General features: G+C 73.4%; 17 protein-coding genes and 1 pseudogene. 5 read left to right on the top strand and 13 right to left on the bottom strand.

Going from position 1 to position 16,049, the window contains the following annotated elements; genetic code table 11:
• Window positions 1-8 precede the first annotated feature (8 nt).
• The 4 genes and pseudogenes from ACIQWR_RS19400 to ACIQWR_RS19385 all read right to left on the bottom strand — a co-directional run bounded on the left by ACIQWR_RS19400 (window position 9) and on the right by ACIQWR_RS19385 (window position 3,029).
• Entirely contained in the window at window positions 9-500 is a 492-nt protein-coding gene (locus ACIQWR_RS19400; protein ID WP_404010867.1) for a GNAT family N-acetyltransferase, read from the bottom strand.
• Window positions 501-506: 6 nt separating this feature from the next.
• A pseudogene (locus ACIQWR_RS19395) lies at window positions 507-923 on the bottom strand (GNAT family N-acetyltransferase); the annotation flags it as partial.
• Between the two features lie 80 nt (window positions 924-1,003).
• Window positions 1,004-2,176, bottom strand: coding sequence for an acyl-CoA dehydrogenase family protein (locus ACIQWR_RS19390; protein WP_404010763.1), 1,173 nt, complete (start codon window positions 2,174-2,176; stop codon window positions 1,004-1,006).
• A 184-nt stretch (window positions 2,177-2,360) separates the two neighbouring features.
• Complete coding sequence (locus ACIQWR_RS19385; protein WP_404010761.1) at window positions 2,361-3,029, bottom strand: TetR/AcrR family transcriptional regulator; 669 nt, start codon at window positions 3,027-3,029, stop codon at window positions 2,361-2,363.
• Between the two features lie 113 nt (window positions 3,030-3,142).
• Between ACIQWR_RS19385 and ACIQWR_RS19380 the strand changes: the two genes are divergently transcribed.
• From ACIQWR_RS19380 to ACIQWR_RS19370, 3 genes are read left to right on the top strand one after another with little or no spacing between them, the layout of a single operon-like run.
• The gene (locus ACIQWR_RS19380) at window positions 3,143-3,757 is read left to right on the top strand and encodes a DUF6230 family protein (protein ID WP_399262416.1); all 615 of its coding nucleotides are present in this window, start codon (window positions 3,143-3,145) and stop codon (window positions 3,755-3,757) included.
• Window positions 3,758-3,792: 35 nt separating this feature from the next.
• Window positions 3,793-4,701 (top strand): DUF6114 domain-containing protein, encoded by a 909-nt coding sequence (locus ACIQWR_RS19375; protein WP_404010758.1) that lies wholly within the window; start codon window positions 3,793-3,795, stop codon window positions 4,699-4,701.
• Window positions 4,698-5,684, top strand: coding sequence for a hypothetical protein (locus ACIQWR_RS19370; protein WP_404010756.1), 987 nt, complete (start codon window positions 4,698-4,700; stop codon window positions 5,682-5,684). The genes ACIQWR_RS19375 and ACIQWR_RS19370 overlap by 4 nt, the downstream gene beginning before the upstream one ends.
• Here ACIQWR_RS19370 and ACIQWR_RS19365 read toward each other — a convergent pair.
• From ACIQWR_RS19365 to ACIQWR_RS19355, 3 genes are all read right to left on the bottom strand, one after another.
• Entirely contained in the window at window positions 5,662-5,814 is a 153-nt protein-coding gene (locus ACIQWR_RS19365) for an SCO1431 family membrane protein (RefSeq protein WP_385777647.1), read from the bottom strand. The two genes, ACIQWR_RS19370 and ACIQWR_RS19365, sit on opposite strands and share 23 nt — an antisense overlap.
• Before the next feature lie 128 nt (window positions 5,815-5,942).
• On the bottom strand, window positions 5,943-6,377 hold the full coding sequence (locus ACIQWR_RS19360) for an SPW repeat protein (RefSeq protein ID WP_404010753.1): 435 nt from the start codon (window positions 6,375-6,377) through the stop codon (window positions 5,943-5,945).
• Window positions 6,378-6,459: 82 nt separating this feature from the next.
• Complete coding sequence (locus ACIQWR_RS19355) at window positions 6,460-7,827, bottom strand: peptidase C39 family protein (protein ID WP_404010751.1); 1,368 nt, start codon at window positions 7,825-7,827, stop codon at window positions 6,460-6,462.
• A 213-nt stretch (window positions 7,828-8,040) separates the two neighbouring features.
• On the opposite strand from ACIQWR_RS19355, the gene ACIQWR_RS19350 reads away from it, so the two are divergent.
• Window positions 8,041-8,697 (top strand): uridine kinase, encoded by a 657-nt coding sequence (locus tag ACIQWR_RS19350; protein ID WP_404010864.1) that lies wholly within the window; start codon window positions 8,041-8,043, stop codon window positions 8,695-8,697.
• Window positions 8,698-9,085: 388 nt separating this feature from the next.
• On the top strand, window positions 9,086-11,041 hold the full coding sequence (locus ACIQWR_RS19345; RefSeq protein WP_404010749.1) for an AAA family ATPase: 1,956 nt from the start codon (window positions 9,086-9,088) through the stop codon (window positions 11,039-11,041).
• 35 nt (window positions 11,042-11,076) lie between these two features.
• Here ACIQWR_RS19345 and ACIQWR_RS19340 read toward each other — a convergent pair whose 3' ends face one another.
• From ACIQWR_RS19340 to ribH, 6 genes are all read right to left on the bottom strand, one after another.
• Entirely contained in the window at window positions 11,077-12,147 is a 1,071-nt protein-coding gene (locus ACIQWR_RS19340; RefSeq protein ID WP_404010746.1) for a hemolysin family protein, read from the bottom strand.
• Window positions 12,144-13,541 carry a hemolysin family protein gene (locus ACIQWR_RS19335; RefSeq protein WP_404010743.1) on the bottom strand — a complete coding sequence of 466 codons (1,398 nt, stop codon included), beginning with the start codon at window positions 13,539-13,541 and terminating at the stop codon, window positions 12,144-12,146. Before ACIQWR_RS19335 ends, ACIQWR_RS19340 begins: the two co-directional genes overlap by 4 nt.
• A 178-nt stretch (window positions 13,542-13,719) precedes the next feature.
• Window positions 13,720-14,184, bottom strand: coding sequence for a PH domain-containing protein (locus ACIQWR_RS19330; protein WP_404010740.1), 465 nt, complete (start codon window positions 14,182-14,184; stop codon window positions 13,720-13,722).
• 82 nt (window positions 14,185-14,266) lie between these two features.
• A complete protein-coding gene (gene hisG / locus ACIQWR_RS19325) occupies window positions 14,267-15,115 on the bottom strand; it encodes an ATP phosphoribosyltransferase (protein WP_399262397.1) in 849 nt (282 codons plus the stop codon).
• 75 nt (window positions 15,116-15,190) lie between these two features.
• Window positions 15,191-15,472, bottom strand: coding sequence for a phosphoribosyl-ATP diphosphatase (locus ACIQWR_RS19320; protein ID WP_399262395.1), 282 nt, complete (start codon window positions 15,470-15,472; stop codon window positions 15,191-15,193).
• Between the two features lie 35 nt (window positions 15,473-15,507).
• On the bottom strand, window positions 15,508-15,993 hold the full coding sequence (ribH, locus tag ACIQWR_RS19315; RefSeq protein ID WP_385777620.1) for a 6,7-dimethyl-8-ribityllumazine synthase: 486 nt from the start codon (window positions 15,991-15,993) through the stop codon (window positions 15,508-15,510).
• Window positions 15,994-16,049: the final 56 nt, after the last annotated feature.

The following is a 16,049-nucleotide window of genomic DNA, read 5'->3' as shown; positions in this document are numbered from 1 at the left end:
CGAGTCGGCTATTGGGCACCCAAGGTCATCCACTTGTCGGGCTCCGTCAGGGGCTCGAAGCCGACCTTGGCGTAGACGGCGTGGGCGTCCGCGGTGGCCAGCATGATGCGGCGCAGCCCGTACGGGGCGAGGTGGTCGCGGACGGCCGTGGCCAGGGCCGTGCCGAGGCCGCCGCCGCGGGCGGCGGGGTCGACGTAGACGTCGCAGAGCCAGGCGAAGGTGGCCCGGTCGGTCAGTACCCGGGCGTAGCCGAGTTGACGGCCCGAGGTGCGGTCGTAGGCGCCGAAGTTGAGGGAGTTGGCGATGGCCAGGTCCTGCTTCTCGCGCGAGCGGCCGAGCGCCCAGTAGGCGTCCCGCGAGAGCCAGTCGTGGATCCGCTCCGCGTCGAGGCGCGCCGGATCCGTGGAGATCTCCCAGTCGGGGCCCTCGCCCGCGGCCGCCGCGTCGTCCCAGTCGGTCCGGTAGTGCGCCAGCCGCTCGTCCTCGGCGCAGGGCCGCATCCCGGCCGCGACCATGACCCGGCGCGAGGCCGCGTTGTCGAGGTCGGCGTCGCCCACCACGGCGGCGACGCCCCGGGAGCGCGCCAGGGCGAGCAGGGCGCGCAGCGCCTCCGCGGCGTGGCCGCGGCCCCGGGCGTCGGGGACGAGGCCGTAGCCGACGGTGACCTCGCCGCTCGCGCCCGGCGCTCCGTGGAAGCCGACCCCGCCCACCACGGACCCGCCGTCCCGCAGCCGGATCTCGTACGGGCCGAAGGGCCGGGGGTCGCCGGTGTCCGCGCAGGTCCGCAGGAACCGCCGCAGCACCCCCAGGTCGCCGGCCGACGGGTATCCCGGCGCCCACGGCGCCGCGTCGGCGCCCTCTCCGGCGAGGATCCGCTCGGCTTCGGCGGGGCTGAGGGGGTGGAGCACGAGGCGCTCCGTCATCACGTCATCCATGACCGATGGCTACCAGAGCGCCCGTGCGGACCGCACCCGGGTTTCCCTCGGGCGCGGTCCTCCGGGGCTCAGCGGGACTCGGGGCCCGCGAGGTGGCGGGCGATGACCATCCGCTGGATCTGGTTGGTGCCCTCGACGATCTGGAGCACCTTGGCCTCGCGCATCAGGCGCTCGACCGGGAAGTCGGCGGTGTAGCCGTACCCGCCGAGGACCTGGACCGCGTCCGTGGTGACGGCCATGGCCGCGTCGGTGCAGAAGAGCTTCGCCATCGCCGCCTGCCGGGAGAACGGCTTGCCCGCGTCGCGCAGCCGCGCCGCCGCCAGGTACAGCGCGCGGCCCGCCTCGATCTTGGTGGCCATGTCGGCCAGCATGAAGCGCAGGCCCTGGAAGTCGGCGATGGGGTGCCCGAACTGCTTGCGGTCCAGGGCGTACGCCAGGGCCTCGTCCAGCGCCGCCTGGGCGACGCCGATCGCGCAGGCGGCGATGCCGAGGCGGCCCGCGTCCAGGGCGGCCAGCGCGATGCTGAAGCCCTGGCCCTCCTCGCCGATGCGGCGGGCGTCGGAAACCCGTACCCCGTCGAAGTGCAGCTGGGCGGTGGGCGAGCCCTTCATGCCCATCTTCTTCTCGGGGACGGCCGCCGTCAGGCCGGGTGCGTCGCCGGGCACCAGGAAGGCGGTGATCCCCTTGGGCCCGGGCACGCCGGTGCGCGCGAGGACCGTGTAGAAGTCGGCGATCCCGCCGTGGGTGATCCACGCCTTGGTGCCGGTCAGTATCCAGTTGTCGCCCTCGCGGACGGCCTTGGTGGCCAGCGAGGCGGCGTCCGAACCGGCGGCCGGCTCGGAGAGGCAGTAGGCGCCGAGCAGCCCGCCACCGAGCATCGCGGGCAGGTGCTCGCCCTGCTGTTCCTTGGTGCCGTACCCGGCCAGGCCGTGGCAGGCGAGCGAGTGCACGCTGACGCCGAGGCCCACGGTCAGCCGGGCCGCCGCGAGCTCTTCGAGCACCTGGAGGTAGACCTCGTACGGCTGGTCGCCGCCACCGACCTCGCCCGGGTACGGGAGGCCCAGCAGCCCGGACTCGGAGAGGAGGGTGAACACCTCACGGGGGAACCGGCCGGCGTCCTCCTCCTCGGCGGCCCGGGGACGGATCTCCCGCTGCGCGATCTCGCGCACGAGCGCGATCAGGTCGCGGGACTCCTCGGTGGGCAGCTGACGGTCCACCGGCTGCGGGGCGCGGTCGGTCATGGCGGCGCTCTCCTCCTTCATCGGGCACGGCGGCGGCGCGCGAAAAGGGGTGGAACGCGCCGCCGGGTCTCGGTGCTCTTGCAGCCGATGTTGCCCTCCCGGATCACAGAAGGGCCTGGCCAGCGGCTGTGGCGGCTTGAGTATGCCCGATCAGGCGCGTTCCGTCACGGGTGCGAGGCGTCACTCACTCGGCCCGGACCGGCCCGGCGGGGTCGTCCGCGGGCGGCGGGGCCGGGTACTGCGGGAGGAACTCCCCGATCACCATCAGCGTCGTGCGCAACTGCCGTACGAGGAGGGCGCCGAAGGTGGGACGGTCGGGGTGGTCCGGTTCGTCCTCGGTGCCGATCCATTCGAGGGTGGCGCCCTCGACGCCGGAGAGCCAGCCGATGAGGGCCAGCCGGGCGAGCGGGGGAAGGGCGCGGTGGCCGTAGGCGCCCTCGGCGATGGTGGCGACCAGCTCGGCGCGGACCGCGTCGCGGATGGCGAGCACCTCGGCGTCGGAGCCGACGCCGCCGGTGACGATCGTCCGGTAGGCCGCGTGGTGCTGCTCCGCGTAGTGGAGGTAGCCGTCGATGGTGCGGCGGACCCGCTCGGCCGCGGGCAGTTCGGTCTCCCCGCCGGCCCGGGCGACGAGTTCGTTGACGGAGTCCTCGACGATGGCGAGGTAGTAGCCGCGCTTGCTCGTGAAGTAGTAGTAGATCAGCCCCTTGGCGACCCCGGCCTGCTTGGCGATGTCGTCCATCGACAGTGCGTCGTACGAGGTGTCGGCGAACAACTTCCGGCCGGTCGCTATGAGTTCGGCCCGCCGAACCTGCGATCGCTCGGTCTTGCCGCGCTGTTGACTATTATTCAAATTCAGCCCTAGCCTCGAACTGCCACAGGATGCCCGCAGTATGGCAGACCTGCCCGGCCCGCTCCTTCGCACTTCCCCTGCGCACCGGACGACGTACGGGAGGCCCCACCGCCATGAGCACCGCAGACCGCAACCCGCCCGAGGGCCGGGTCAACTGGAAGAAGACGGCCGTCGCCGCGCTCCCCGCGTTCGTCGCGGTCGGCGCGATGGCGATGGTGATGGCCCAGGGCGCGCTCGCCGCGTCCTTCGCCGTCTCCGGCACCAGCTTCCAGGTCTCCTCCTCCAACCTCAGCAGCAAGGGACTGTCCTCCTACGTGCAGACGGACCGCTCCGTCGACGGCAAGGGACACCCCGTCGCCCTCCTCGGCATCGGGGAGGCGACGCTCACCGACATCTGCCAGTCCGCCTCGGTCGACACCCCGGTCGGCAAGGTCGTCTTCAAACTGACCGCGGGCGGCCCGGCCGGCAACGTCACCGCGAACAACCTGATCATCGACGGCGAGGACCTGAGCGGCGACGCCCGCTTCGGCACCGCCCAGATCGGCCGCGACGCCTCGACCCTGGACCAGGTGCCCGGGGTCAAGGGCGAGGCCGGGAAGTTCGGTCTCCAGGCCGGGGACATCGAGGTCGCGGGCGTGCGCTCGCACGCGTGGTCGGCGACCGGCGGCGACTTCCGGCTCAAGGGGCTCAAGCTGGACGTGGCCCTGGACGGCAAGCAGTGCTTCTGAGGGTCCGGCCGACCCCGGGGTGGCTGGAGCGACGGTTGCCCTGGCCCGCCCGCCGGGCCCGGCTGCGGGCCTGGCGCCGGAGCCGGCCGTTCTGGGGCGGGCTGCTGCTGGTGCTGGGCGGGACCGAGCTGTTGCTGGTCCCGCTCTCCCCGCTGACCATCCTGGTCAGTCTGGGCCTCGGCGGGATCGCCGCGATCGGGATCGGGCTCGCGCTGATCGCGGCGGGCCTCTTCCTCTGGTTCCTGCCGCAGGCCCGTGCGTACGTCAGCATCCACGCGCTGCTCCTGTCGGTGCTGTCCTTCGTGGCGACCAACCTGGGCGGGTTCCTGCTCGGCATGCTGCTCGGGATCACCGGCAGCGCCCTGGCCTTCGGCTGGACCCCGCTGCCCGATCCGGACGGGGCCGAGGAGGGCCCGTACCGGAGGGCGCCGGAGCGCGGCGGCCCGCGCACCCTGGCCGCCGCGCTGCCGGTGGTGCTCCTGGCCGCGCTGGCGACCGGCGCTCCCCCGGCCCGGGCCGCGGCCGGCGCCGGTCCGCCGACGGCCCCGCGCACGCCCCCGACCGTCACCACCTCGCTCTTCGCCCCGCAGGGGTTCACCCTCGCCGGGGTCACCCAGGTGCCCACGGTCGACGGGCCGCTCAAGGTGCTGGTGCTGAAGATGCGGGCGGCCAAGCTCTTCGACTACCGGCTGCGGACCCGGGACGGCCGCGAGGAGTACGGGCTCACCGCCCGGACCCTCGACCTGAGCGGCGACGTGACCTTGTACCTGACCAGGTTCAGCGGCTGCATCGAGGGGCTGCTGTGCGTCACCTTCACGCCCGACGGGCTGCCCGCGCCGCCGATCATCCCGCCCTTCGTCTTCATGACGAACGTCCGCGCCGAACAGGCCCTGGTCACCTCCGACCTGATCGTCACCGACGGGCTCCGACTGGAGGCCTCGTGATCCCCGTCCAGGCCGCGCCGCTGTGGGCCTACGGGATCGGCGCGACCTTCGCGGTCGCCGCCGGGCGCCAGCTCCAGTGGTGGGAGCGCTCGGTGCGCGGCGAGGGGGTGCGCACGCGCAGCCGCGCGGCCCACCCCTACCTCGCGCTCACGGTGCTGTACGCGGCGCTGCTGCTCGCGCCGAGCGGGGCGTACCTGCTGTGGCAGGACCCGGCCTGGGCGACGATGCAGGTGGCGCACGACCACCGCGGGGTGTGGGCCGGCTTCGCGCTCTTCCAGACCGGCTCGGTGGTGGTCGGGGCGCTGCTCGGCTTCCTGGCGGCGCGGCTGTTCGTGCTGGTGGGGGCGGGGTACTGGGGGTACCTCCAGGCCGTCGCCGGATACTTCCTGACCTTCTTCACCCTGGTCCACGGGTGGGACGGCACGGGCTACCGGCGCCTGCTGAGCCCCGACGCGCGCAGCTACGCCGAGTGGTCCGCGGGCGGGGCGGGCGCCGGGGGCGGGGCGGACACTGACGGCGTCCGGGCGTTCGTCAACCACTGTCTGCACTTCGTCACCTCCGGGACCTTCCTCGCCCTGCTGGTGCTGGGCGCGGCGGTGCTCGGGGTGATGCTGCTGGTCGAGATCGGCTGGCTGGCGGAGGGGTGGCGGCTGCCGGGCGCGGCGGCGGACCTCAAGGTGTCGCGGCCGCTGGCCGTGGTGATCGCGGGGGCCGGGGTGTACGGGCTGCCGCTCGCCGGGGCGCTGGGTGCGAGCGTCCTCGTACGGCTGCTGGGCTGGGCCCCGGGGGCCGGCCTCTTCGCGGCGCTGGCCGGGGCGGTGCTGCTGCCCCGGTGGTCACCGGTGCGCCGGCTCTACGGCCTGGTGGGGGTTCCGCACCGGCACTGGCGGGTGGAACCGGACCCGGAGGGCGAGCCGGATCCGGGGGCCGGATCGGGCCCGGGGGCCGCCGGGAGCGCGGTCAGAGCCAGCCGATCTGGGTGACGAGCATCGCGACGACGACCACCAGGGTCCAGCCGAGCACGTGCTCCAGCCAGGCGGAATCGTCCTTGGGTCCACCGGTGCGGACGAGGTCGCGGGCACGGGCGGTCAGAGCGGCGGTGTGTGCGGTCATGCCGTCCAATGTGACAGCGTTCCGCGCCCCCGCGGTAGAGACGATGGTCACTGGTGGCGCTCGTCACGCGGCCGGGCCCCGGCCGCCCGTGCGGTCGGGACCCGGGTCCGCGGGGCCTGGGAGCGGCCTCAGCCGGAGCGCGTCGGGCGCTCCCGTCCGGCCATGCTCGCCATCGCGAGGGCCAGCAGCAGGGCGACGCCGCCCGCGATGCAGTTGCTCACGACGGTCCGGGTGGTGTCGACCGCGCCGGAGACCAGCCAGGGGGCGACGATCGTGAAAGCGGCGATGACGACGGCTGTCCAGGCCATCGCGTGGGTGCGTTCGTAGGCGGAGCCGAGGCCGCCCATGCACAGGCAGTAGGCCAGGCCCGCGATCAGGTTCGTGATCGCCAGCGCGGACAGTCCGCTGAACCCCGCGATCCAGGGCGAGGCGGCGATGTACAGGCCCGTGACCAGGGCCAGTGCTTCCACGGCCTGCGCGCGCGGGGTGGTGGTGACCCGCTCGAAGCGGGTGCGCATCTCGGCGAGGTCGGGGTGGAGTTCGATGTTCGGGTGGGTGGTCATGGCGGGCAGCCTCCTACGGGAGCCTTTATGTACCCTTTAACCCAGTATGTGCCCGCTCGCGGGCATCGGAAACGCGCCGCCCTCAGAGCACTCCGACCGTCCGCAGCGCGCGCAGCTGGGCCGCGTTCGGGGCGCACGGCGCGTAGAGGTAGCAGATCCCGCCGCTGCCGGAGACGACCTTGCCGGAGGCGTGGTAGCGCTTGGTCCGCAGCCAGACGTTCTCCCACTCGCGGCGCGCGTAGACCCGGCGGACGGTCGCGTTCGAGGGCGAGTTGGGGTCGTTGGCGACGACGTCCCCGGCGGCGGTGAAGCCGACCACCGTCATCAGGTGGCCCGCCGTGCCGTAGCCCGCGCCGGTGATCTCCCCCGCCCGGAAGGACTGGGAGGTGATGACCGGGACGCCCGCCGCGACCAGCGTCTCCACGTCGGTGAGCGAGCCGAGCCGGGTCACCACGCCCGCGAGCCCGGGATAGGTGGCGGCGTACGCGGCGTTGAAGGGCCAGTTGCCGCAGCCCTTGTAGGCGGCGTCGTAGGTGGCGCGCGCCGCGTGGCAGACCTGCGGGTCGGGGTACTCCTTCTTGACCCAGGCCAGGGCCGCCGCGCTGGGCTTGCGACCCCAGTACTCGATGATCATCTGCGAGGAGGTGGGGCTGCACCAGGCCTCGCCGCCGTTGTCGTACTCGGGGTACTGGCCCGCGTGGACCTCCTGCGAGTAGCGCGGGACGGCCAGCTCGGCGCCCGCGCCGGGCGCCGAGGCGGGGACCGTGAAGCGGTCGGGGACGTCGGAGGCCATCGCCCCCGCCAGCCAGACCACCGGCCCGAGCGGGGCGCCGGGGCGGCGGTACAGGGTCAGCCGCAGCTGCCATGTCCTGATCCGCAGGCCGCTCGTGCGCGCGGCGCCGTCGAGGGCGAGGGTGTCGGTCCAGACGGTGGAGGTGCCGTCGGTCTGCCCGTCCACCGAGGTGCGCCGGACGTCGCCGTCGCCCGAGGCCCAGCGGCCCATCACGTACCAGGGACCGGCGACCCCGTTGGTGTAGGTGGCGCGCAGTTCGACCTGGATCCAGGTCCCGGCGGGGGTACGGGCGTTCCAGGAGGCGATGGCCTCGGTGGCGGGCACGGCGGGGCGGTGCACCGGGGAGGTCCAGGTCGCGTACTCCCAGGTGCTCTTCTTCCCGGTGTGCGGGTCGGCGTACGCGGTGCGCCCGACGGGGACGGCGATCGCCAGCCCGGGGCGCGCGCCGGCGTTCGCGACGGTCCCCCGGTGGGTCCCGGCCTGCCAGTGGGCGTACGCGTACCAGAACCGGTTGTCCACCTCCTTGCCCCCGGTCGGGGCTCCCCCGGCGCCCTTGGGGGCGGGCGCGGCCGCGGACGGGGTGGCGGGGACGGTGGCGGCCGTGGCGGCGGCGAGGGCCGCCGCGAGGACGGCCCGGCGCGGGGTGGATGCGGTCATGGGCGGAACCCCCAGTGGTGCGGTCCGGCAGGCGTGCCGTGCGGGTCGGGCGGTGCGGGTCGGGGCGGGCGGTGCGGGGCGGATGGGGCGGTGCGGGGGCCGGGCCTTCGCGCGCGCCCGGCGGTGCGCGTCCGGCCAGCCTCCCAGCTCGCGGGCGGCCGGGGCCAGGGCGGTGGGCCGTGTCGCGCGCCGCCGTAGGCTGTCGGAGTGGAACTGCAGATCCCGCCCACCCCTCCCGACCCGCCCGCGTCCCTCGCCCCGCTGGCCGGCGCGCTCCTCGCCCTGCCGCCCTCGCTGGGCCCCGTACGGGTGATCGGCGTCGACGGGCACGCGGGATCCGGCAAGAGCACCTTCGCCGGGCGCCTCGCCGAAGCCCTCGGCGGCGCCCCCGTCCTGCACCTCGACGACGTGGCCACGCACGAGGAGCTGTTCGCCTGGACCGAGCGGCTGCGCGCCCAGGTGCTCGACCCGCTGGCGGCCGGCCGGGCGGCGCACTGGGCGCCGTACGACTGGGTGGCGCGCCGGTTCGGGCCCGAGCGGGTCCTGGACCCGGCTCCGGTGCTGCTGATCGAGGGCGTCGGCGCGGGCCGCCGGGCGCTGCGGCCGTTCCTGGCGCGCCTGATGTGGATGGAAATGCCCCGGGAGCAGTCCTGGGGGCGCGGGCGGAACCGGGACGGGCGCGAACTGTCGCTCTTCTGGGACGGATGGGAGCGCGCGGAGCGCGCGCACTTCGCGGACGACCCTTCGCGCCCCTTCGCGCACACGTTGGTGCGACAGAGCGGTACGGGATACGAGTGGTCTTCCGGGGCGGATGCGACCGCCCTGCGAGCCGATTCCGTCACCGGGAGTGACGAACCGGCCGGGTCCTGACCCGAGCCCCGCCGGGGCGCCGATCACCCCGCCGGGGCGCCCTCCCGGACCGCTTGACCGGGTGCCCGTCGCGGCATTACGTTCTGAATGAGCGGTTTTCAGGACCGCCAAGGACGCGAAGCCCCCGGTTGTTCCCCCGTGACCGGGGGCTTCGTTCTGCCCTCCGGCGGCTCCCGGGCGGACCCTTCGGCCGCCGATCCCCTCGCAAACCTTCACTCTCCGTGCACACTTGCGTCCGGGACGCCCCACCGACACGTGTCCACCGCACCCTACGTATGGCCCGGGACCGCAGGTACGATGCCACCCTGATTTCATCGGCGCAGGGACAACTCGCGTACACCGCACGGGGGTTGCCGCGCTCCACGGGGGCAGGCTTGTGGGGGATGTGATGGACTTCGGCATGCCGGGCAGCGCCTACGCCCCGGCCGAACTCGCCTGGCTGCGCGGAGTGGACGCCTGCATGATGGGCGCCTATCCGCAGGCCGAGGAGGAGTTCCGGTCGGCCGTGCTGCTCGACCCCTCGATGGCCGACGCCTGGCTGGGTCTGCACGCGTTACGGGTCGACACGACCAACGCCCTGCTGCGCATGCACGCGCACCGGGACCGCTTCGGGGAGCAGCGCGCGCGGCACCGGCGCACGCTCAACTCCTGGTACTGGCTCGGCTGGTGGGTGCAGCCCGTACTGGAGAGCAAGCGCGACCTGCTGCTCGCCCACGCCTCGCACTGGCTGGACGGCCGCCACGTGCCCGAACTGGACCGGGCGCTGGCCGCGCTGCCGCCGGTGGACACCGACCCGCAGGTGCGCTTCCTGCACGCCTGCCGGGCCTATCTGGTCAAGGACTGGGACCAGTTGGTGCGCCACACCGAGCCGCTCGTGGACGATCCGCTGCTCGGCATCGAGGCGGGCCTCTTCGGCGGGATGGCCCGGGTCCGCCTGGAGATGTACGGGCAGGCGGAGCCCATGCTGTCGGCCGCGCTGATGCGCTGCCGCAGCGAGCAGCCGCAGCGCAAGGAGCTGCGCTACTGGCTGGCCCGGGCGCACGAGGGCACCGGGCGCAGCGCGGCGGCGCTGCCGCTGTACCGGGCGGTGCACCGGGTGGACCCGGCCTTCATGGACACCGCGGCCCGGCTGACCGCGATCTCCGAGAGCGACGGCCTCGACGGGCTGGGCGGCGTGGACGGCTACGGACTGGGCGCGGCGGGCGGGGACTTCGCCGCCGTGGCGCTGGGCGGCGGGCTCGGGCAGGACGTCTCGGCGGACGGGCAGGTCGAGGCGGACCAGCTGCCTCCGGCCGAGCCGCCGGAGACCCGCTTCGGCCCCGGTTCCGGCGCGCCGGGCGCTCCGGTGGGGCCGGGGCCCGGTGCCGGCGGGCCCGCGGACGGCGTACGGCACCGGGCGGGGGTGCCGCCGCAGTCCGGGCCCGCGGAGCTGCCGGCCGGGCCCGCCGATCCGGCCCTGCTCGCCGAGGCGCTCGCGGAACTGGAGCGGATGGTGGGGCTGGAGCCGGTCAAACGGCAGGTCAAGGCGCTCTCGGCGCAAATGCACATGGCCCGGCTGCGGGCGGGTCAGGGCTTGCCGGTGCAGCCGCCGAAACGGCACTTCGTCTTCTCCGGCCCTTCCGGCACCGGCAAGACGACCGTGGCCCGGATCCTGGGCCGGGTGTTCTACGCCCTCGGGCTGCTCGGCGGCGACCACCTGGTGGAGGCCCAGCGGGCGGACCTGGTGGGCGAGTTCCTCGGCCAGACGGCGGTGAAGGCCAATGAGCTGATCGATTCGGCGATCGGCGGGGTCCTCTTCGTGGACGAGGCCTACAGCCTGTCCAACTCGGGCTACAGCAAGGGCGACGCCTACGGCGACGAGGCGCTCCAGGTGCTGCTCAAGCGGGCCGAGGACAACCGGGACCACCTGGTGGTGATCCTGGCGGGCTATCCGGCGGGCATGGACCGGCTGCTCGCGACCAATCCGGGGCTGTCCTCGCGGTTCACCACCCGGGTGGACTTCCCGAGCTACCGTCCGCTGGAACTCACCGCGATCGGCGGGGTGCTGGCGGACGCGAACGGGGACCGCTGGGACGAGGAGGCGGTCGAGGAGCTGCGCAGCATCAGCGGGCACGTGGTGGAACAGGGCTGGATCGACGAGTTGGGCAACGGCCGCTTCCTGCGCACGCTGTACGAGAAGAGCTGCGCCTACCGGGACCTCAGGCTGGCCGGTTACGCCCTGACCCCGTCCCGGGAGGACCTCTGCACCCTGCGCCTGGCGGACCTGATGCAGGCGTACGGCGAGGTCCTGTCGGGCCGCGGCCCGCAGGACCGCGGCCGCCCGGACCCGCCGCCCCCGATGTAGCGGGGCGGCGGGCGGGGCCGGTGGACCGGGGCCCGCTAGCGGGTCAGCGCCTGTTCGGGGCGCCGGGCCGGCGGGGCGACCGTGCGGTGCGCGGGATCGCGCACCTCGCCGACCAGCTTCTCCAGTACGTCCTCCAGCGCGACCAGACCGAGCACGCGCCCGGCGGGGTCCGCGACCTGCGCCAGGTGGGTGGCGTCCCGCCGCATGACGCTCAGCGCGTCGTCCAGCGGGAGGGTGGAGCACAGGGTGGTCATCCGCCGCCAGACCCGCTGGGGGACGGCGCCCTCCCGGTGTTCCAGGTCGAGCACGTCCTTGACGTGGACGTACCCCATGAAGGTGCCGGTGTCGGAGCGGACCGGGAAGCGCGAGTACCCGGTGCGCACGGTCAGCTGCTCGATCTCGCGCGGGGTCACCGAGGGGGTGACCGTGACCAGCCGGTCGCGGGCGAGGAGCACGTCGGTGACCGGGAGGCTGCCCAGCTCCAGGGCGTCCTCCAGGCGCTCCTGCTCGGCCGGTGCGAGGAGCCCGGCCTGCCGGGAGTCCTCGACGAGCCGGCCGAGCTGGGCCCTGGTGTAGACGGCCTCGACCTCGTCCTTGGGCTCCACCTTGAACAGGCGCAGGACCAGGGTCGCGCAGGCTCCCAGCGCCGTGGTGACCGGCCCGCAGACCCGGGCGAAGGCCACCAGTCCGGGGCTGAACCACAGGGCGGTCTTCTCCGGGGCGGCCATGGCGAGGTTCTTGGGGACCATCTCGCCGATGACCAGGTGCAGGAAGACCACCGCGGCCAGCGCGAAGGCGTACCCGAGGGGGTGGACCAGGCCGTGCGGCACCCGCGCGGCCTCGAAGAGCGGCTCCAGGAGGCGGGCCACGGTGGGTTCGGCGACGGCTCCCAGGGTGAGGGAGCAGACGGTGATGCCGAACTGGGCCGCGGCCATCATCCGGGGCAGGTTCTCCAGCCCGTGCAGCACCTGGCGGGCCCGCTTGGAGGAGGCCGCCAGGGGCTCGATCTGGCTGCGGCGGACGGAGACGAGCGCGAACTCGGCGCCGACGAAGAAGCCGTTGGCCAGGACGAGGAGCAGGGCGAAGAGCAGTTGGAGGGCGTTCACCGCAGGACCGCCATCTCGCGCCGGCCGCCGGCGGCGGAGTCGCCGCCGGAGGTCCCGGTGTCGGGGTCCGTACCGGTCGCGCTGTCGGCCGTACGGACCAGGCGGACCCGTTCGGCGCGGTAGCGGCCGACCTGACGGACGGAGAGCTTCCAGCCGGGGAGTTCGGCCCGGTCCCCGGGGGCGGGGATGCGGCCGAGCAGGTCGGCGACGAGGCCGGCGACGGTCTCGTAGGGCCCTTCGGGGACTTCGAGGCCTATGCGGCGCAGGGTGTGCACCCGGCAGCTGCCGTCGGCCTCCCAGGAGGGGCGGCCGTCCTCGGCGGCCACGGCGGCCAGCTCCGGGCCGTCGTCCTCGGCGAGGTCGTGCTCGTCGCGGACCTCGCCGACGAGTTCCTCCACGATGTCCTCCAGGGTGACGACCCCGGCGGTGCCGCCGTACTCGTCGACGACCACGGCCATCGGCTGTTCGCTGCGCAGCCGTTCCAGCAGCGGCTGCACCGGCAGGGAGCCGGGCACCAGCAGCGGGGCGACGCAGATCCGGCCCACGGTGGTGCGGGCGCGCTCGGACTCGGGCACGGCGAGGGCGTCCTTGAGGTGGACCACCCCGGTGACCTCGTCGATGCGCTCGCGGTAGACCGGGAAGCGGGACAGGCCGGTGGCCCGGGTCAGGTTGAGCACGTCGGCCGCGGTGGCGGTGTGCTGGAGGGCGCTGACCTTCACCCGGGGGGTCATGACGTGCTGGGCCGTCAGCTCGCCGAGCGAGAGGGTCCGCACGAAGAGGTCGGCGGTGTCCTGTTCCAGGGCGCCCGCCTGGGCCGAATGGCGGACCAGCGAGACCAGTTCGCCCGGGGTGCGGGCGGAGGCCATCTCGTCGGTCGGTTCCACGCCCAGCGCCCGCACCAGCCGGTTGGCGACGGCGTTGAGGCCGGCGATGACCGGCCGGAAGGCGCGGGAGAAGACGTCCTGGGGGCCGGCCACGATGCGGGCGACCTGGAGCGGCCGGGAGACCGCCCAGTTCTTCGGGACCAGCTCGCCGACGACCATCTGGACGGCGGAGGCGAGCAGCATGCCGGTCACGACGGCGATCCCGGTGACCGCCCCGCGGGGCAGTCCGGTCGCGGTGAGCGGCCCGGTGAGCAGCCCGGCGAGGGCGGGTTCGGCGAGCATGCCGACCACGAGGGAGGTGAGGGTGATGCCGAGCTGGGTTCCGGAGAGCTGGAACGACAGCTCCCGCAGGGCCTTGACGACCGTACGGGCGCGTTTGTCGCCGTCGGCGGCGGCGCGTTCGGCCTCGGGTCTCTCCACCGTGACGAGGCCGAATTCGGCCGCCACGAAGAAACCGTTGGCGAGGATCAGGGCGAATGCCGCCACGAGCAGGAGTAGCGGGGTGGTCATGCCGCCGCCTCCGGGGGGAGGGCGGCGCGGGTACTACCGGACGATCCGTCCATTGCTGGAGGGAGTCACTCCTCAAGTCGCAGGTACCCACGGGCCGCGTTGTCCCGGGGCCGGTGGGAGGGCGCGAACGTGCGCCCCGCCACCAGGGTAGTCATTGAGAACGAGGCCGCAATGGCACTCAGCTCTCGCGCGGGCCGCTTCCGTGGTTCTCGGCCAGCGCGCGCAGCGCCCTCGCGTCGCCGATCGCCTGCTCCTTGGCCACGCCGGGCTGGATCCCGAGGGCGGGCAGGCTGGTGCCGTCGTTGAGGTCGAGGAAGACCCACGGGTCGCCCGGCCGGAGGTTGACGCGCAGGATCTGCGCCCATTCAAGCCGTCGGGTGGTCGTGAGGTTGACGACGGTGACGCCGCCCTCGTCCGCGACCACCTTGGGGCGGCTGAGCAGCAGCAGGACGGAGGCGAAGAGGGCGGCCGTGAAGACGAAGCTGAGCCGTTCGCCGCCGCCGAGGTCCTTCAGGAGCAGCCCGATCGCCGAGATGGTGACGAACATGACGAGCCCGACGCCCAGCAGCACCACCCGGGTGCGGGTCGGCCGGAAGGTGACCGGCAGGGCGGGCAGTACGGGCTGGGCGGCGGACTCGCTCATGGGGTGCTCGGTTCTACGAAAGGACGTACGGAGGGGCTCATCGGGTGACGGCGCCCACCCCGGGAAGGGGCGGGCGGACCGGTCAGAGCCGGCAGGCGTGGATCGAGGTGGTGAGGATCGCGCGCGCGCCCAGCTCGTACAGGTCGTCCATGATCCGCTGGGCCTCCTTGGCCGGAACCATGGCGCGGACGGCGACCCAGCCCTCGTTGTGCAGCGGGGAGATCGTCGGCGACTCCAGGCCCGGGGTGAGGGCCACCGCGCGCTCCAGGTGCTCGGCGCGGCAGTCGTAGTCCATCATCACGTAGCTGCGGGCCACCAGGACGCCCTGGAGGCGGCGCAGGAACTGCTGGGCCCGCGGGTCGTCCGGGTCGCTGGAGTTGCCGCGGATCACGACCGCTTCGGAGGTCAGGATCGGCTCGCCGATGACCTCCAGGCCCGCGTTGCGCAGGCTGGTGCCGGTCTCGACGACGTCCGCGATGATCTGGGCGACGCCGAGCTGGATGGCGGTCTCGACCGCGCCGTCGAGGTGCACGACGGAGGCGTCGATGCCCTGCTCGGCGAGGTGCTTGGCGACGATCCCCTCGTAGGAGGTGGCGATCGTCATCCCGGTGAAGTCCTGCGGGCCCTTCGCCGTGCCGGGGATGGTGGCGTAGCGGAAGGTGGACCGGCCGAAGTTCAGCGGCAGGATCTCCTCGGCGCTGGCTCCGGAGTCGAGCAGCAGGTCACGGCCGGTGATGCCGATGTCGAGCTTGCCCGACGACACGTAGATCGCGATGTCCTTGGGACGGAGGTAGAAGAACTCCACCTCGTTCTCGGGGTCGACGACCACGAGCTCCTTGGACTCCTTGCGCATCCGGTAGCCGGCCTCATGGAGCATCGCCGACGCCGGTCCGGAGAGAGAACCCTTGTTGGGGACGGCGATGCGCAGCATGGGGCTTCCTTTGGTGCGTAGGTGCGAAAGGGGTGTGCGTGCGGTGCGTGCTCGGGGGTCCGTCGGCCCGGCGGCTCAGAGGTGGGCGTAGACGTCGTCGAGGGAGATCCCGCGCGCGACCATCATCACCTGGACGTGGTAGAGCAGCTGGGAGATCTCCTCGGCGGCGGCTTCCTTGCCCTCGTACTCGGCGGCCATCCAGACTTCGGCGGCCTCCTCGACGACCTTCTTGCCGATGGCATGGACTCCCTTGCCGACCAGTTCGGCGGTCCGGGAGGTGCTGGGGTCGCCGTTGGCGGCCTTGAGCTGGAGCTCGGTGAAGAGCTGCTCGAAGGTCTTGGGGGATTCGTTCGCCATGATGGTCCTCAGAATAAAGGGTCCGCCCCTGTCGATTAGCGCCAGGGTTCGCTGACGGTGCGTAGGGTCATGGCGGTGGCGACGGCGGCGGTGACCGCTTCGTGCCCCTTGTCCTCGTTCGACCCTTCGAGTCCGGCGCGGTCCAGCGCCTGCTCGTCGTTGTCGCAGGTCAGTACGCCGAAGCCGACGGGGACTCCGGTGTCGAGCGATACCTGCACCAGGCCCTGGGTGACGCCTTGGCACACGTAGTCGAAGTGCGGGGTGCCGCCGCGGATGACCACGCCGAGGGCGACGATCGCATCGTATCCGCGACCGGCCAGTACCTTCGCCACCACCGGGAGCTCGAAGCTGCCCGGGACGCGCAGCAGGGTGGGCTCGTCGATGCCCAGCTCGTGCAGGGCGCGCAGGGCGCCGTCGACGAGGCCGTCCATGACCTTCTCGTGCCACTGGGCCGCGATCACGGCCACCCGCAGGTCTCCGCAGTTCTTCACACTCAGTTCGGGTGCGCCCTTGCCGCTCACAGCTCTCCTCGGTGCGTCGTGCTCTTCGCTTGCGTTGCGTGTCTGATGTCAGGTTG

The sequence above is a fragment of the Streptomyces sp. NPDC098789 genome, from assembly GCF_044759975.1.
Classification (GTDB): domain Bacteria; phylum Actinomycetota; class Actinomycetes; order Streptomycetales; family Streptomycetaceae; genus Streptomyces.
Note: the sequence above shows the minus strand (reverse complement) of the source record. Positions and strands in the feature narration are given on the sequence as shown.

Excerpts from the sequence above, each read along its gene's own strand:
- ACIQWR_RS19400 (WP_404010867.1), bottom strand. The coding sequence starts at position 500 with ATGCGGCCCTGCGCCGAGGACGAGCGGCTGGCGCACTACCGGACCGAC.
- ACIQWR_RS19330 (WP_404010740.1), bottom strand. The coding sequence starts at position 14,184 with ATGAGCGAGTCCGCCGCCCAGCCCGTACTGCCCGCCCTGCCGGTCACC.
- ACIQWR_RS19380 (WP_399262416.1), top strand. The coding sequence starts at position 3,143 with ATGAGCACCGCAGACCGCAACCCGCCCGAGGGCCGGGTCAACTGGAAG.
- ACIQWR_RS19335 (WP_404010743.1), bottom strand. The coding sequence starts at position 13,541 with ATGACCACCCCGCTACTCCTGCTCGTGGCGGCATTCGCCCTGATCCTC.
- hisG (WP_399262397.1), bottom strand. The coding sequence starts at position 15,115 with ATGCTGCGCATCGCCGTCCCCAACAAGGGTTCTCTCTCCGGACCGGCG.
- ACIQWR_RS19360 (WP_404010753.1), bottom strand. The coding sequence starts at position 6,377 with ATGACCACCCACCCGAACATCGAACTCCACCCCGACCTCGCCGAGATG.
- ACIQWR_RS19345 (WP_404010749.1), top strand. The coding sequence starts at position 9,086 with ATGGACTTCGGCATGCCGGGCAGCGCCTACGCCCCGGCCGAACTCGCC.
- ACIQWR_RS19320 (WP_399262395.1), bottom strand. The coding sequence starts at position 15,472 with ATGGCGAACGAATCCCCCAAGACCTTCGAGCAGCTCTTCACCGAGCTC.
- ACIQWR_RS19355 (WP_404010751.1), bottom strand. The coding sequence starts at position 7,827 with ATGACCGCATCCACCCCGCGCCGGGCCGTCCTCGCGGCGGCCCTCGCC.
- ACIQWR_RS19365 (WP_385777647.1), bottom strand. The coding sequence starts at position 5,814 with ATGACCGCACACACCGCCGCTCTGACCGCCCGTGCCCGCGACCTCGTC.
- ACIQWR_RS19390 (WP_404010763.1), bottom strand. The coding sequence starts at position 2,176 with ATGACCGACCGCGCCCCGCAGCCGGTGGACCGTCAGCTGCCCACCGAG.